The sequence below is a fragment of the Lichenicoccus sp. genome, from assembly GCF_965276875.1.
In the GTDB taxonomy this organism is placed as follows: Bacteria; Pseudomonadota; Alphaproteobacteria; order Acetobacterales; family Acetobacteraceae; genus Lichenicoccus.
In genome coordinates this window covers 1,593,788-1,608,692 of record NZ_OZ255701.1, presented here as the reverse complement: position 1 = coordinate 1,608,692, position 14,905 = coordinate 1,593,788, and the positions used below count along the sequence as shown (strand labels likewise).

Genomic DNA, 14,905 nt, shown 5'->3' with positions numbered 1-14,905 from the left:
CCGTCCAATAACGTGTCTTTGACGCAACATTTGCGCTTATGGGCCAACGATCATGCCGAAGCCGTTCTCTGCCCGGTTTCCCGGCGCCAATCCTCAGGCTGAGCGATTGGTGCTGCCGCATGCCGGGCAGATGCTCGGCACCGGCGACGAAACCGTGTTCGGAGCGTTCGCCCGGCTGGCCGCGCGCGACCTTGAGGCGCCGTTCGGGCTGGTGATCGTGCGCGAGAACGGGCGGCTGCAAATCCGCGCGGCGTTCGGTCCCTCGAACGGACAGGCGTTGCCGATCTCGGTCATCCGCGCGCAGATGAGCAGCCAGCGCCGGGTGACGCTGGATGTGGGCGATCTCGCGCATGACACAGGCTTTGCCGCGGCGGGTGTTGAGGAGCGCGCAGCCGGCTTCGGCGCCTATGCCGGCGCCACTTTGCGTGACGAGTCCGGCGCCTCGGTCGGCGTGGTCTGCGTGCTCGATGCGCAGCCGCGCCGCTTCACGCGCGACAGCCTCGCGGCACTCACCGACCTCGGCCGCTGCGCCAGTGCGATGCTGATCCTCGAGCCGAAGGCCGCCACCGACAGCAGTGCCGCGGCCAGCGTGACCGGCCTGCCGGGCCGCGAGGCGCTTGAGCAGCATATCGACAAGCTGGTGGCGGCAGCCGAGGCGACCGCGCCGAACGCGCTGCCGCCGGGCTTCGCGATTCTGCGCATCGACATCGCACGGCTGAGCGCGCTCAACGACATGCATGGCCGCGGCGCCGTCGACCAGTCGCTCAAGCAGGTGGTGACCCGGCTGCGCGCGGTGGCCCCCAGCCACAGCTTTCTCGCGCGGCTCGGCGGCGGCGGCTTCGCGCTGGTGCTCGGCGGCCGGGTGTCGCCGGCGGAGATCGAGGCGGTGGCGCTGCGGGTGATGGACCGGCTGCGCGAGGCGGCGCACGTGGACGGGCTCGACCTGCCGCTGCGGCCGGCGGCCGGGGTTGCGACCTTCCCCACTGACGCGAGCGACACGCTGGGCCTGCTGCGCTGCGCCGAGGCGGCCCTCAGCCAGGCCAAGCGGGAGGGTGACGGCCGGCACGTGCATTGCACACCGGAGCTGCTGCGCACCTACGTCGTCTCGGCCGGTCTCGAAGAGGATTTGCAGCGCGCCACGATGATCGGCGCCTTCGCGTTGAACTGGCTGCCGGTGATCGATACGGCAACCGAGCAGGTGGTCAGTTTCGAGGCGCTGGTGCGTTGGGACCGCCCCGGGCACGGCGACATCTCCCCCGATTTGTTCATCCCCTGCGCCGAGGCGACCGGACTGATCGAGCAGATCGATAGCTGGGTGATGATGGCGGCCTGCCACGAGGCGCAGACCTGGGAACGGGCTTTGGGCGTCTCGGTCAACGTTTCGCCGGTCTGGGTCTCGCATAACCGTCTGCCCGCGCTGGTGCGTCGGGTTCTCGACGAGACCGGCCTCGATCCGGCGCGGCTGCAGATCGAGCTGTCCGAGCGGGTGCCGTTCGGCTCGGACGGCATGGCACGGCGCGAACTCGCCCGGGTGCGGGCGATGGGCGTGCGGCTGGCGCTGGACGATTTCGGCACCGGCTATTCCTGCCTGGGCATGCTCGGCACCTACCCGTTCGACCAGGTCAAGCTGGACCGGCAGTTCGTCTCCGCCCTCGGGCGCGATCGGCGGGCGGAAGCGATCACCCGTTCGGTGCTACAGATGGTGCAGTCGCTTGGCATGACCAGTTGTGCCGAGGGTGTGGAGACCGAGGAGCAGCTCGCCTTCCTCGATGCGCATGGCTGCGAGGAAATCCAGGGCTACCTGATCGGACGACCGATCCCGACGCTGCCGCGGCCGGTGGGCGCGGCGCCGGAGCCCTAAAGGGTGTCAGCCGCTGCGACGGGTACTCTGACGGTTGTGGCCGTTATGGTTCACGCTGAACGCAATCCCGCCGGCGATGACGCCGAACATTGCCGGCAGCATCCAGCCGGGCCGAAGCAGGAACGGCAATAGCAGATGGCTGTAGATGCCGGGCGCGCCATGACCCACAAAGAAGCCATGGATCGAGGCGAGCACCGGTGGATCCATCGTCACCAGCATGGTGCCGAGATCCATCTCCGGCGGCAGCAGTGCGGCGATGGCGAAGGCGCAGACCAGGGCGCCGGCGCAGAGTGCGGCGAATACCCGAAACGCGATGACCCTGCCGCCGCCCTTGCGTTTGGGCCCGTGCCGCTTGCGCTTGATGAACTGAACCGTGACCGATCCCCTAAGGCTGAGCCCGACGCTCTCCCGTTGAGTGCCAGTATCCCGTTCCCGGATCAAGCGTTCAGAACTTGGCGGAGAGGGCCACTGAGCCGAAATTGAACAGCCCGGAGCGGGCGCCGTTGAATTCCTGGGTCTGCCAGGTCTGCGTGTAGGACAGCCGCACGCCGTGATAGATCAGGGCGACGCCGGCCTCGAACTCGCCGACATCCCAGATCTTGGAGACATGCGGCTCGCGCGCGCGGAAGGTGCTGCCCTGCAAGGTTGCGTCGTAGCCTACGGCCTGGCCGTCGCCGCCGGCAAACCCATACCAGACGAAGTCGCGTGTCGCCTTGAAGGCGTCGGCGCCGCTCAGGCCGGGGCTGATCCGCGGGGTGCCGAAGTCGCTGTCCAGCCCTTGGCCGATGCGGACCGTGCCGCCGACCTGGGCATAGGTGCGAAAGTCACCGCCGGCGGCGGCCAACGACGGCAGCACGTCAACCGAGACGCCGTAGGCGCTCACCACCGGAAACCGCCAGATACGCGATGCCTGAAGTTGCAGGATCGGCTGGTTTGGCAATTGATGCGACCAGCCGCGGTTCGGGGTGTCGCCGATCAGGCTGTGGAAGCCGTTCTGCACCTGATAGCCGCCGGCATAGGAGCCGAGCACGCCGGCCTGGACGCCGGCGATGCTGCGCGACGTATCGGTGTCGGAGATCAGGTTCAGGGTGGCGAGCAGCACGCCCGCATAGGGCCGGTCGTGTGGGTTGGGCGGATTGATCTGGGTTTGCGCCGGCGTAAAGATCGATTGCTGCAGGCCCAGGCTGATCCGCTGCACGCCTTCGCCCCAGATCGCGCGGTTCAGATTGGAGATTGCCGGCGGCTGATTATCGGTCCCCGAGGTCCAGCCGATCCGCAGGCCACTCGTATAGTACTGGTCGGACGTGCCCTTGAGCGTCGAGACCGCATCGTTCTCTGCCTGCAGCGTCCAGGTGCCATACGGGTCCTGTAACGGAGCGGCACGGACAGCCACCGGAAGACCGGCGCCGACGCAGCACGCGGCGAACAGGCTGGTGAGGCGAGGAATCTTTGTGGTCATTGCGTTACCCGGTGACGGCGCTTCTTCCTTAAGCGGTTGGCGGAGAGGGCGAAACCCCCGCGAGCGGGGCGCGCGTTGACGCTGTCTTGCAGGCGGACTACACGATCCGGTGATGGCGCGCCGTGGCCCGTGCAGGCTACAGCGCGCTATGCAATGGTCGGTCGCCATCCAGGTGGATGGCTGTCGACCGATCGCCTTCGCCTCCACTCGGTGCGCCGCCCAGGCCGACACCATAGATACTTCGGGATTACGACCGTTGAGAAGTAACAGGACCGACCGCAGCCCCCGTTCCCCGCGCCGCGGCGGCTTCGATGATGATTTCGTTCCAGCTCCGAGCTTCGGCGACCGCAGCGGTCCGCCTGCCCGACGGCCGATGGGGGGCGGAGGAGGCGGTGGCTCCCAGGTCCTTGCATCGGGGCCGGAAATCAGCGCCAGCGTGAAGTGGTTCAACGGCGAGAAGGGCTTCGGCTTCGTCGAGTTGGCGGATGGCTCCGGGGATGTGTTCCTCCACGCCAACGCCCTGAATCAGTCGGGTCACGATTCCGTCAGTCCGGGTGCGACGCTCAGCGTGCGGATCGGACAAGGTCCGAAAGGCCGCCAGGTCGCCGAGGTCGTGTCCGTCGACGAGAGTACCGCTCAGCCCGAGCGTCCGCGCTCGGCACCCGGCAGCTTCGGCGCACCACGCTCGGGCGGCGTTCGCGGCGGTCGTATGCAGCCCGATCTGTCGCAGGCCGAGGAGGTTCGCGGCATCGTCAAGTGGTACAATGCAACCAAGGGCTTTGGCTTCATTACACCGGACACTGGGGGCAAGGACATTTTCGTCCATGCCTCCGCATTGGAGCGGTCCGGCCTGTCCAGCCTGAACGAAGGCCAGGCCACACGCGTGCAGGTGGTTCAGGGCCAGAAGGGCCCAGAGGCAGCGGCGATCAGCCTCGCCTGATCCAGACACTATTTCTTCGCGCCTCAGCTTCGAGCGCGGCCGGTAAGCGGCCGCGCTCGAAGCGTGTTTAGAACCCGAGTCTACGTCTCAATTATCACGACAGCGTGACCAATTAAGAAACTGTAATATCATCTGCATCCAAATCATCCGCGCTCGCCGATGAGCAGACGCGGGGTCGCCCTGACGCCGCGTCCCTCAACCATGCGCAATAAGCGCAGGAGATGCCGATGAAACGCCTCCTTCTTGCAGCGACGTCGCTCGCCGCGGTGGCCCTGTTGCAGGTCCCGGCCTTTGCCTCGAGCCATCGCGAAGCCCCGATGATCGCCGGCATGCCGCGCCTGGACGCCAGCGACTTCTATCTGTTCCGCAGCTACGAGGCCGGCCGGTCAAACTACGTCACCATGATCGCCGACTACGTGCCGCTGCAGGATCCAGGCGGCGGCCCGAACTTCTTCGACATGGAGCATAACGGCTACTACGACATCAACGTTGACTCCGACGGCACCGGCACGCCGACCTACACCTTCCGGTTCCGCTTCTATCCGGTGAACCGCAACCTCGCTGTGTCGGTCGGTGGCAAGAAGGTCGCGATTTCGCTGATCAATGACGGCCAGATCACCACCACCAGCGACGCCGCCCAGAACACCGGCGAGGTGTACACCATTGCGCTGATCACCTACCGCAACGGCCAGCCGTCCGAGCAGCTGCTCAAGGATACCAGCGGCGAGACGCTGTTCCAGAAGCCCGCCGACCGCATCGGCGACAAGTCGATCCCGAACTACGCAGCCTACGCGGCGACCTTCACGCATCAGATCGTGGTGCCGGGCTGCGGCACCGGCCGCGTCTTCGTCGGCCAGCGCAAGGACCCGTTCGTGGTCAATCTCGGCGAGACCTTCGACCTGCTGAACTACGCCCATCCGATCGGCGAGCAATATGCCGCCTCGGCGCGCGACGACCTCGCCGGCAAGAACGTTACCTCCATTGTCTGGGAAATCCAGTCCGCCTGCCTGACCCATGTCGGCGACCCGGTGGTCGGCGCCTGGACCACCTCGTCTCTCGGCACCATGGATGATCGCGGCCGCGAGAACTACAGCCAGGTCTCGCGTCTCGCCAATCCGCTGGTCAACGAGCTGCTGATCGGGCTCAAGGACAAGGACCGGTTCAACATGTCCCTGCCCGCCAATGACGCGCAGTTCGCGACCTACGTCACCAACCCTACCGTTCCGGCCCTGGTGCAGGCGCTGTTCCCGAGCGCCAAGGCACCCACCAAAATCCCCCGCACCGACCTGGTCGCGGTGTTCCTGACCGGCGTCGCCGGCGTCAACGCCCCGGCGCATCTGAGCCGTCCCTCGGAAGAGATGCGGTTGAACACGTCCATTCCCATCACCCCCTATGGCAAGCAGAGCCGGCTGGGCGTGATCGGCGGCGACAAGGCCGGTTATCCGAACGGCCGGCGCCCGGGCGATGACGTCGTCGACATCACCCTGCGCGTGGCGGAAGGCCGGCTCTATGCGCTCGGTCTCTACGGCAAGCCGTCGGACGCACCGGCCGGCCTGCTCGACTTCACCGACGGCGCCTATACCGACGACACCCACTATTTGCAGGCGTTCCCCTACGTGATGCCGCCGCTGTCGGACTCGCCGCAGCCGGCGCACGAATAAGGCGCGGCAGCGATGTTCGGAGGCGGTCGCACGGTGCTGGCAATTCTGCTGGCACCGCTGCTGCTGGGCTCGCCCCTGGCGCGGGCGAGCCCATCCGTGCCCGCCTCCGACAGCGTCGTGCTGGAGCATGTGCCGGGGTTCCGCGACGCCTCGTCGCGTGCCCTGCGCGGGCTGAACGCGCAACTCGCGCAACACCGGCACGACGCGGCACTCGCCGAGAAGGTTGCGCGCCTCGACATCGGCGAGGCGCGCACGCTCGGCGATCCGCGCTTTCTCGGGCGCGCGGAGGCGGCCCTGGCACCCTGGCCGATTCGGCCCCATACGCCGCCCGACGTGCTGTTGCTGCGTGCGGTAATCCTGCAGAGCAACCACGACTTCAACGGCAGCATCGCCGTCCTCAAACGCGTGCTCGCCGCCCAGCCAAGCTCGGCCCAGGCCTGGCTGACCCTGGCCGCCGTACACCAGGCGCAGGCGAACTACCCCGCCGCCCTGCGCGATTGCGGCCAGTTCGCGACGAATACGCTCGGCCTGTTGCCGGATACCTGCACCGCCTCGGTGATGTCGCTGACCGGACACGCCCCGCTGGCTTTGCGCGCGGTCGCGATCTCGCTCAACCAGAACGCGGCCGAGGCCAAGGCGCAACCGACGGTCGCGGTCTGGGCGCTGACGCTCGCGGCAGAGACCGCCGAACGGCTCGGTGATCCGAGCGCGGAACAGTATTTCCGCGCGGCCCTCGCCATCGAACCGACCGACCCCTATCTGCTCGGCGCCTGGAGCGACTGGCTGCTCGACCACAACCATCCGCGCGCGGTCATCGCGCTGCTCTCGGCCGACACCCGGATCGATCCGCTGCTGCTGCGCCTGGCGCTGGCCGAGCAGCAGACACACAACGCCCTTGCCGCGCGCCATATCGGCGATCTCGCTGCCCGCTTCGAGGCCAGCCGGCTGCGCGGCGACACCGTGCATCGACGCGAACAGGCGATGTTCACGCTCCATCTTCTGCACCAGCCGCGCCGTGCGCTGGTTCTCGCCCGCGCCAACTGGACGGTGCAGCGCGAGCCGATCGACGCGCGTATCCTGCTGGAGACAGCGCTCGCGGCGGGCCAGCCGGAGGCAGCGGACCCGGTTCGCGCCTGGCTGGACCACAATCACGTCCAGGATGTGCGCCTGCGCGCGCTGGCCCGCCCGCGCGACCTCGGAGACAAGTCATGATCCGCTGGCTCGCTTTTGCCGCCCTGGCGCTGCTGCTGGCAACGGCGCCGCGGGCGCATGCGCACAGCGCCAGCAGCTCCTACCTGCATGTCGACGTGCACGGCCAGGCACTCGACGTGCAATGGTCGATCGCCCTGCGCGACCTCGATTACGCGATCGGCCTCGATGCCAACGGTGACGGCGCCATCACCTGGGGCGAGCTGCGCCGGAAGCGCGACGCCGTGGTCGCCTATGCGATGGCGCGGCTTTCGCTGTATGCCGGCAAGACCCTTTGCGCGCCCGGCCCGGTCACGCTGCTGACCGACCAGCTCGGCGATGGCGGCTATGCGGTGCTGCGCTTCGTCGCCAAATGCGACCACGTGCCGACCAGCATCACCGTGCAATACGGGCTGATGTTCGATCTAGACCCGATGCATCGCGGCCTGCTCAATGTCAATGTCGACGGCGTGCCGCACGCCGCTGCCCTCTCGCCGGACCAGCCCACGGCGCGCTTCGACGTCAGCCCCGGCTACGGCGAGACCGTGGTCAGCTTCTTTCTCACCGGCGTGCATCATCTGCTCACCGGCATCGATCACATGCTGTTCGTCACCATGCTGCTGGTGCCGGCCATGTTCAAAAGACGCTCGCGCAGCCATGGCCCCGACGCCGTACTGGTGCCGGTCGCCCGCTTCCGCGGCATGTTCATCGAATCGGTCAAGGTGCTCAGCGCCTTCACCTTGGCCCACGCCACCACGCTGACGCTGTCGGTGCTGCATATCATCAGCATCCCCGAGCGGGTGAGCGAAGCCGGTATCGCGCTGACAATCCTGATTACGGCCCTGGACAATATCTTCCACGTCATTCCGGGGAAACGCTGGCCGCTCGCCTTCGCCTTCGGGCTGGTGCACGGTTTGGGCTTCGCCACGGCACTCGGCCCACTCGCGCTGCCGCCGCTCGCATTGGGCATCGCGCTGATTTCGTTCAACCTGGGGCTGGAGGCTGCACAGGTGAGCATTGCCGCGGTCGTGCTACCGATTGGCTTTGCACTGCGACATACCGCCCTCTACCCGCAGCGGGTGATGCCGGGCATTTCGGCCGCGGTTGCTCTCGTCGCCCTGGCCTGGTTCACCGACCGTGCCTTCGACCTTGGCATGATGCCGTTCTGATAACGCGCAGCGAAGTCAGAAGTCGATGCAGCGGCCCTTGACGGTCCAGTCGCCATAGCGCGTCGGGTTGGCCTCCTTCGGGCCGCCGACCTCCTTCGGTGCGACGTCGGTCTCGGTCTGAGTTTCGGGCTCTGCGGGCTTGGTGTCTTCGCTCATGCTATGGACATGGTATGCCGCGCGCTGGAATGCCAATGCCGACTGCAAACCGGGTCTGCCTGCTTGGCGCCACCGGCACCATTGGCCGGGCGACGCTGCGCGCCCTGCTGCGACGTGGGCATGAGGTGGTGTGCTTCGTCCGTCCCCGAGCCGGCGAGCTGCCGGTCATCGACGGCGCCGAGGGTCGCGTGGTCGACCTGTCCGATCCCCTATCCATCTCCCGCGACGGGTTCCGCGGCGAGCCCTTCGATGCGGTGCTGTCCTGCATGGCCTCGCGCACCGGCGCGCCGGCGGACGCCTGGGCGGTCGATCACCGGGCGCATCTCGACGTGCTTGCGCAGGCGCGTGCCGTTGAGGTCGGCCACTTCGTCCTGCTTTCGGCCATCTGCGTGCAAAGGCCGAAGCTCGCGTTCCAGCACGCCAAGCTGGCCTTCGAGGCGGCCCTGATCGGCTCCGGCCTGAGCTATTCGATCGTGCGGCCGACCGCCTTTTTCAAATCGCTGAGCGGGCAGGTCGAGCGGGTCAAACGCGGCAGGCCGTTTCTGCTGTTCGGTGACGGCGGCCTGACCGCCTGCAAGCCGATCAGCGACGGCGATCTCGCAAACTATCTCGTAGAGTGCGTGACCAGCGAGGACCGCTGGGGGCGCGTGCTGCCGATCGGCGGCCCAGGCGAGGCGATCACCCCACGCCAGCAGGGCGACGCCCTGTTTGCGCTGCTGGGTCGCGCGCCGCATTTTCGTCAGGTGCCGGTAGCACTCCTCGACACCCTCATCGCCGGACTTGGCGTTGCCGCCCGCGTGGCACCATCGCTTGGCGAAAAGGCGGAACTGGCGCGCATTGGCCGCTACTACGCCACGGAATCCATGCTGCTCCTGAACCCGCGCACAGGCCGCTACGATGCCGGCGGCACACCATCGACCGGGACAGAGACCCTGTTTGACCACTACAGCGCTTTGTTGGCCGGCGGTGTGCTGCCCGAGCGGGGGGACCACGCCGTATTTTGATGCAATAAGACGTCCGTGTCCTTTGACCTGACACCGCCCTGCATACTGCTGGAAGACAGGCTAAACGCGGCACCGTTCGGGCTGCTTTACGCTTGTCCACGCGCGGTCATTCGATGCGACGACCCTGGTCTCCTCGATGAGGCATTCCGTGCGGTCGAGCAGGGGCTCGCGGCTGGCCTCCATGCGGCTGGATTGTTCTCCTACGAACTCGGCTACGCGCTTGAGCCGAAGCTCGCGACGCTGATGCCGGCGCCGTCCGGAACGCCGCTGCTTTGGCTGGGGCTGTTCGATGCACCGACGCACATCGAGGGTGCTGCAATGGATCGGATGTTCGCGGGGTTTGGACCGCCGCCGCCCGTGCAGCTCGCTTGCAGCGAGGACCAAGCGCGGCACGCCGCGGGCGTGCGCGAAGCGCTTCGGCTGATCGCGGCGGGCGATATCTACCAGGTCAATCTTACCTTCCCGATAGACTTTCGTTACTCTGGCGACCCGCTTGCGCTCTACGCGGCGATGCGCGCAAGGCAGCCCGTGGCGCATGGCGGGTTCGCGGCGCTCGGGGAGATGACAATGCTGTCGGTCTCGCCGGAGCTCTGGATTTCCGTGCGTGACAATGTTGCGACAACACGTCCGATGAAAGGCACGGCCGAGCGGGGCAAGGACCCAGCCGAGGACGCGGCCGCGCGAGCAGCGCTCGTGGCCAATCCAAAACAGCGGGCAGAGAACCTGATGATCGTCGATCTCCTGAGGAATGATCTCTCGCGGATTTCGGTGCTGGGCACGGTGCAGGTGCCGGCAATGTTCACGGTGGAGAGCTACCCGAGCCTGCATACGATGACCTCGACGGTTATGGGCCGGCTACGAACAGGGGTGAGCCTGCGGGAGAAGATCGCGGCGATGTTTCCTTGCGGCTCGGTTGTGGGCGCGCCGAAAATCCGGGCGGGGGAGGTTATCCGCGCGCTCGAGCCGGTCCCACGGGGGTTCTACACGGGAGCGCTTGGGGCGATCGCGCCCAGCGGGGACATGCAATTCAACGTGGCGATCCGCACGGCGGTGCTCGGCGCCGAGGGACATGGATGTTACGGGGTCGGGGGGGGGATCGTCGCGGACTCCGACCCGGATGCGGAATACGAAGAGGCAATGTTGAAGGCCCGCGTGCTGACGGATCTCGCGGAAGACTATGGTCTTATCGAAACCTTCCGGTGGTCGGCATCGTCGGGGTTCGTGCGGCTCGATCTGCACCTCGCGCGGATGGCGGCGTCCGCGCGCGCGCTCCAGTTTGCGCTCGACGAGCGGCAAGTGACGCAGCAACTGCTGGGTCGGGTGGCACGGTGGCAGGCGGCTTATGGCGACCAGCAAACGCGGGGCGACCGGCGGGTGCGGGTGCTGCTGGCGCGGGACGGAACGGTCTCGGTCAGTGACCAGGACGTCGTGACGCCGCGGGGACCGATGCGGGTCATGTTGGCGTCGGACCGGCTTGATCCGGGCGATCCGTTCCTCGGCCACAAGACAACGCGTCGCGCGATCTACGAGCGCGCGTTCGCCGAGGCGAAGGCGATGGCGGTGGATGAGGCTGTCCTGCTCAACCGGCGTGGCGAGGTCGCGGAGGCCTCGCGACACACAGTGTTCGTGGAGGACGGACGGCTTGTCACACCGCCTCTCGACTGCGGCGTGTTACCGGGGGTGCTGCGCCGATCCCTGCTGGAATGTGGGGCGGCGACGGAAGCTGTAGTGACGCCGGACATGCTCGCAAGCCGTCCGCTCTGGCTCGGTAACAGCCTGCACGGGCTGCGGCGGGCAATGCTCGTAGCTTGAGGCGCACAGGCCTGCTTTTGCCCGAACGCGCGGCCGATGCCGTGTCCTGATCCGTTGCATCAAATGCGACGCGGCCAGGCCGTCAAGGTGACGTCAACGCTGGCCAGGAGCGAGGCGCGTGTTGCTCCGTCCCGGGCTAGCACGGACATGCCCTGGACGTGCGCCATCACCATGCCGGCAAGAGCGGCGGCTTGTGTGTGCGGCGGCAACAGGCCTTGCGTGGTGTCACGCTCGATACGGGCCTGCAGGTGGTTGCCGATCCCGCGCCGGATCTCCGCGACCGTGTGCCGCACGTCCGCCGAGGCGTCCGATCCGCTGGCCGTGGCGCTGGCAAGCAGGCATCCCTTGGGTGTTGCCTCCCCTGTGTAGGCGGTCGCGGCGCCGATCAGCAGGTCGCGCGCGGCATCGAATGCCGTCGGCGCGTTGTCGATCGCGCTGACCATCACCTCCGGATCGCCGGCGTAGCGGCGCACCGCTTCGAGGAACAACTGCTTCTTGTCGCCAAACGCCGCATAGAGGCTGGGCGCGCTGACCTGCATCGCGGTCGTCAGATCGACAATCGACGTCGTCTCGTAGCCATGGCGCCAGAAGGTCAGCATGGCCTGCTCCAGGGCGGCCTCCCGGTCGAACGAGAGCGGTCGTCCGGTCTTGCGGCGGGGTGACGATTGCAAATGCATAGTGATCGCTAGGAAACAGTTGACGTCAGGCGACCATCGTAGCACAGGTTCCGTATCAAACGATACGAAAGTCATGATTGCATGTCGCTTACCCAATTTCGTACGCTCGGGCGTTCAGGCCTGGTTGTCAGCCCGCTCGCATTGGGCACCATGACCTTCGGGCAAGCCCAGTGGGGCGCCGATGCCGCGACGTCGCGGGCGATCTTTGAACGCTATCGAGCGGCAGGCGGCAACTTTATAGATACCGCCGACATCTATTCACGCGGCGAAAGCGAGACGCTGCTCGGCGGCTTTATCAAGGATGCCGGCGCGCGCGACGAGATCGTGCTCGCGACAAAATTCGCCTTCAACGGCGCTGCCAGCCCCTTGAACGCGACGCAAGCCGGCGGCGGCAACCCGAATGCAGGCGGCAACGGTGCGAAGAACATATACCGCGCACTCGAGGGATCGCTGCGGCGGCTCGCCACCGACTATATCGATCTCTATTGGATGCATATCTGGGACGGCGTCACCCCTGTCGAGGAAATCGTCCAGACCCTTGGCGATCTCGTCCAGGCCGGCAAAATACGCTATTTCGGGCTCTCCGACATGCCGGCCTGGGTGGCGATGAAGGCCGCGACCATAAGTGCTGAGCGACGCGTCCCGGGTCCGATAGCCATGCAGCTCGAATATTCTCTGGTGGCGCGCGATGTCGAGAGCGAGCATATCCCCGCGGCGCGCGAAGCAGGCATGGGCGTGATGCCCTGGAGTCCGCTCGCGGGTGGTTTTCTCAGCGGCAAATATCAGCGTGGCACGACCGTCGACACGGGTCGCCTGAGCGGACCCAACCCGTTCGGCAACAGCAAGTTTTTGGAGAGGAACTGGGATATCCTGGACGTGCTCAAGGCCGTCGCGGCCGAGTGCGACAGGCCTGCAGCACAGGTGGCCCTCGCCTGGACGCTGGCGCGCCCTGGTGTTGCCGCGACCATTGTCGGCGCGCGCACGACCTCACAGCTCGAAGGCAGTATCACCGCGACCGACATCCTGCTGAGCGGCGATCAGATGTCTTGTTTGGATGCGGCAAGCGCGCCGCCGCTGGGGTTCAGCTCGGGCCTGGCGCTGCCGATGGTGCGTCGGATGGTTTTCGGCGGTCATGACGTGACCGGGTGGGATGGCTACTGAATGGTGTAGCCGCCATCGACGACGAGGTTTTCGCCATTGATCATGGCGGCCGCGCCACTCGCCAGGAACAGGGCCGCGTGTGCGATCTCCTCTGGCTGCGCGAAGCGGCCATTGGGGATTTTCCGGCGCACCGCAAGACCTTTCTCGCCGGCCCAGGCGGCGCGGCCGAGTTCGGTGTCAACGACGGTGGGGCTGATCGCGTTGGTGTTGATCCCGCGCGAGCCCCATTCCAGGGCCAGGGTCTTGGTCATGCCAACGATCGCGGCCTTGCTGGCGCAATAGGCGACGTGCTGATCGAGAGCCACAAGGGCGGCCTGCGAGGCGATGTTGATGATGCGGCCGTAGTTTGCCTGGAGCATGTGGCGGCCGACTTGTTGCGAGAGCATGAAGGGCGCACGCAGGTTGACCGCGAGTGTCAGGTCCCAGTCCGCGGCGCTGAGCGTCTCTGCGGGGGCCAGCCGCACCACGCCGGCATTGTTCACCAGGATGTCGATGCGGCCGAAACGTGCAGCGATCTCCGCGACGCTCCGGGTTGTGGCGGCGTCGTCGAGCAGGTCGACGGCGCAGCCGAGGTGGTCGTGGCCCGGCAGGCTGGTGGCGGCGTTCTGCACCGACGCCGCCTTGTCGATCAGCGTCAGTGTGGCGCCGCGCCCGGCCAGCGCGGTTGCGATGGCCAAGCCGATGCCGCTGGCGCCGCCGGTGACGATGGCGATCTGGCCGGTTAGGTCGAATGCCTCGTCAAACGACGGCGTTTGCACGGCCGTTGCCCTTATTGTTCGGCGTATTGGCCGGAGGCGAGGTTCTTGTTCACCAGGGCCGGCAGGTCGTCGATGAACTTCTGCGGAGCCACGAACATCTGCTGGTAATAGTGGGCAACATTGCTCTTGGTGATCTCGGGCATGATGAACAGCGCCTCCTTGGGCACCGGCTTGCCTTGCGCGGCGTCGACGGCGACCTGTGTCGCCATGCCGAGTTCGAGCGGCCCGTCCTGTAGGTCGGTCTCGATCTCGTTGCCGTTGCGTACCGCGCGCATGCCGTCCTTGATGCCGTCGACGCCGACCACGGGGATTTTTCCGGCAAGCCCCTTCTCGCGCAACGCCTGTATGGTGCCGATCGCCATGTCGTCATTCTCGGAAATCACGCCGTCGATCTTGCTGCCGTAGCGCGAGAGGAAATCCTGCGCCACGCTATAGGCCTCGGTGCGCTTCCAGTTCGCCGGCTGGATCGCCAGCAACTTGACGTCGGGATGCTTGGCCAGCGCCTGCCTGATGCCCTTGGTGCGGTCGATCTCGCCCGACTGGCCGAGCGGGCCTTGCAGCACCACGACACCACCCTTGCCGCCGATCGCGCTGATCAGATGCTCCGCCTCGTTCCTGCCGGCGGCGACATCGTCCGGGCCGACATAGGAGACGGCATCGGCCTGGGTCGCGGGCGAGACGGTAAGGTTGGTGATGACGACCGGAATGCCGGCGGCCTTGGCGGCGGCAACCTGCGGGCCGAGGGTCGCCGAATTGACCGCGGCGATGACGATCGCATCGACCTTCTGGTTGGTGAATTGCTGGATCTGCGAAATCTGGTTGTTGACGTCCATATGGGCGGAATTCCAGAGCACCTTGGCATGGTCCGCCTTTGCCACCGCCTCGACACCAAGCTTGCCGAACGAGATGAACGAACTCATGTCGTAGGCGGTCACGCCGATTACCGGATTCGCCTTGTCGGCCCAGGCCGGCGAGGAAGCAGCCGCCAGTATCGTGCCGGCCAGCGCCGCGATCGAGAAGTGCTTGGTCATGTATCCCCCTTTTTGGTGTGTTAGAAGG

14 protein-coding genes are annotated in these 14,905 nt (G+C 66.6%); 8 read left to right on the top strand and 6 right to left on the bottom strand.

What is annotated here, in order from left to right:
- The first annotated feature begins 52 nt into the window (after positions 1 to 52).
- Positions 53 to 1,861, top strand: a complete 1,809-nt coding sequence (locus ACQY4K_RS07780; RefSeq protein ID WP_428394917.1) for a putative bifunctional diguanylate cyclase/phosphodiesterase — start codon at positions 53 to 55, stop codon at positions 1,859 to 1,861.
- Between the two features lie 6 nt (positions 1,862 to 1,867).
- Here ACQY4K_RS07780 and ACQY4K_RS07775 read toward each other — a convergent pair whose 3' ends face one another.
- Both ACQY4K_RS07775 and ACQY4K_RS07770 read right to left on the bottom strand, forming a co-directional pair.
- A complete protein-coding gene (locus tag ACQY4K_RS07775; RefSeq protein WP_428394915.1) occupies positions 1,868 to 2,302 on the bottom strand; it encodes a hypothetical protein in 435 nt (144 codons plus the stop codon).
- Positions 2,303 to 2,306: 4 nt separating this feature from the next.
- On the bottom strand, positions 2,307 to 3,320 hold the full coding sequence (locus tag ACQY4K_RS07770; RefSeq protein ID WP_428394914.1) for a lipid A deacylase LpxR family protein: 1,014 nt from the start codon (positions 3,318 to 3,320) through the stop codon (positions 2,307 to 2,309).
- A gap of 256 nt (positions 3,321 to 3,576) precedes the next feature.
- On the opposite strand from ACQY4K_RS07770, the gene ACQY4K_RS07765 reads away from it, so the two are divergent.
- The 4 genes from ACQY4K_RS07765 (at position 3,577) to ACQY4K_RS07750 (ending at position 8,278) form a co-directional block, all read left to right on the top strand.
- The gene (locus tag ACQY4K_RS07765) at positions 3,577 to 4,260 is read left to right on the top strand and encodes a cold-shock protein (RefSeq protein WP_428394912.1); all 684 of its coding nucleotides are present in this window, start codon (positions 3,577 to 3,579) and stop codon (positions 4,258 to 4,260) included.
- 227 nt (positions 4,261 to 4,487) lie between these two features.
- Entirely contained in the window at positions 4,488 to 5,921 is a 1,434-nt protein-coding gene (locus ACQY4K_RS07760; RefSeq protein ID WP_428394910.1) for a DUF4331 domain-containing protein, read from the top strand.
- A gap of 12 nt (positions 5,922 to 5,933) precedes the next feature.
- Complete coding sequence (locus ACQY4K_RS07755; protein ID WP_428394909.1) at positions 5,934 to 7,133, top strand: hypothetical protein; 1,200 nt, start codon at positions 5,934 to 5,936, stop codon at positions 7,131 to 7,133.
- Positions 7,130 to 8,278, top strand: a complete 1,149-nt coding sequence (locus ACQY4K_RS07750) for a HupE/UreJ family protein (RefSeq protein ID WP_428394907.1) — start codon at positions 7,130 to 7,132, stop codon at positions 8,276 to 8,278. Before ACQY4K_RS07755 ends, ACQY4K_RS07750 begins: the two co-directional genes overlap by 4 nt.
- Positions 8,279 to 8,293: 15 nt before the next feature.
- Here the strand turns inward: ACQY4K_RS07750 and ACQY4K_RS07745 are convergent, their stop codons facing one another.
- Complete coding sequence (locus ACQY4K_RS07745; protein WP_428394905.1) at positions 8,294 to 8,434, bottom strand: DUF1674 domain-containing protein; 141 nt, start codon at positions 8,432 to 8,434, stop codon at positions 8,294 to 8,296.
- 35 nt (positions 8,435 to 8,469) lie between these two features.
- Here ACQY4K_RS07745 and ACQY4K_RS07740 point away from each other — a divergent pair, with 35 nt between their 5' ends.
- Together ACQY4K_RS07740 and pabB are read left to right on the top strand one after the other, a co-directional pair.
- Entirely contained in the window at positions 8,470 to 9,438 is a 969-nt protein-coding gene (locus tag ACQY4K_RS07740; protein ID WP_428394903.1) for an NAD(P)H-binding protein, read from the top strand.
- Positions 9,439 to 9,453: 15 nt separating this feature from the next.
- Entirely contained in the window at positions 9,454 to 11,250 is a 1,797-nt protein-coding gene (gene pabB / locus ACQY4K_RS07735; protein ID WP_428394901.1) for an aminodeoxychorismate synthase component I, read from the top strand.
- A gap of 59 nt (positions 11,251 to 11,309) precedes the next feature.
- Here pabB and ACQY4K_RS07730 read toward each other — a convergent pair whose 3' ends face one another.
- The gene (locus tag ACQY4K_RS07730) at positions 11,310 to 11,927 is read right to left on the bottom strand and encodes a TetR/AcrR family transcriptional regulator (RefSeq protein WP_428394899.1); all 618 of its coding nucleotides are present in this window, start codon (positions 11,925 to 11,927) and stop codon (positions 11,310 to 11,312) included.
- Positions 11,928 to 12,008: 81 nt separating this feature from the next.
- Between ACQY4K_RS07730 and ACQY4K_RS07725 the strand changes: the two genes are divergently transcribed.
- Entirely contained in the window at positions 12,009 to 13,088 is a 1,080-nt protein-coding gene (locus tag ACQY4K_RS07725) for an aldo/keto reductase (RefSeq protein ID WP_428394897.1), read from the top strand.
- On the opposite strand, the gene ACQY4K_RS07720 is transcribed toward ACQY4K_RS07725, so the two are convergent.
- A complete protein-coding gene (locus ACQY4K_RS07720; protein ID WP_428394895.1) occupies positions 13,082 to 13,846 on the bottom strand; it encodes a GolD/DthD family dehydrogenase in 765 nt (254 codons plus the stop codon). The genes ACQY4K_RS07725 and ACQY4K_RS07720 overlap by 7 nt on opposite strands.
- 11 nt (positions 13,847 to 13,857) lie before the next feature.
- The gene (locus ACQY4K_RS07715; protein WP_428394893.1) at positions 13,858 to 14,877 is read right to left on the bottom strand and encodes a substrate-binding domain-containing protein; all 1,020 of its coding nucleotides are present in this window, start codon (positions 14,875 to 14,877) and stop codon (positions 13,858 to 13,860) included.
- Positions 14,878 to 14,905: the final 28 nt, after the last annotated feature.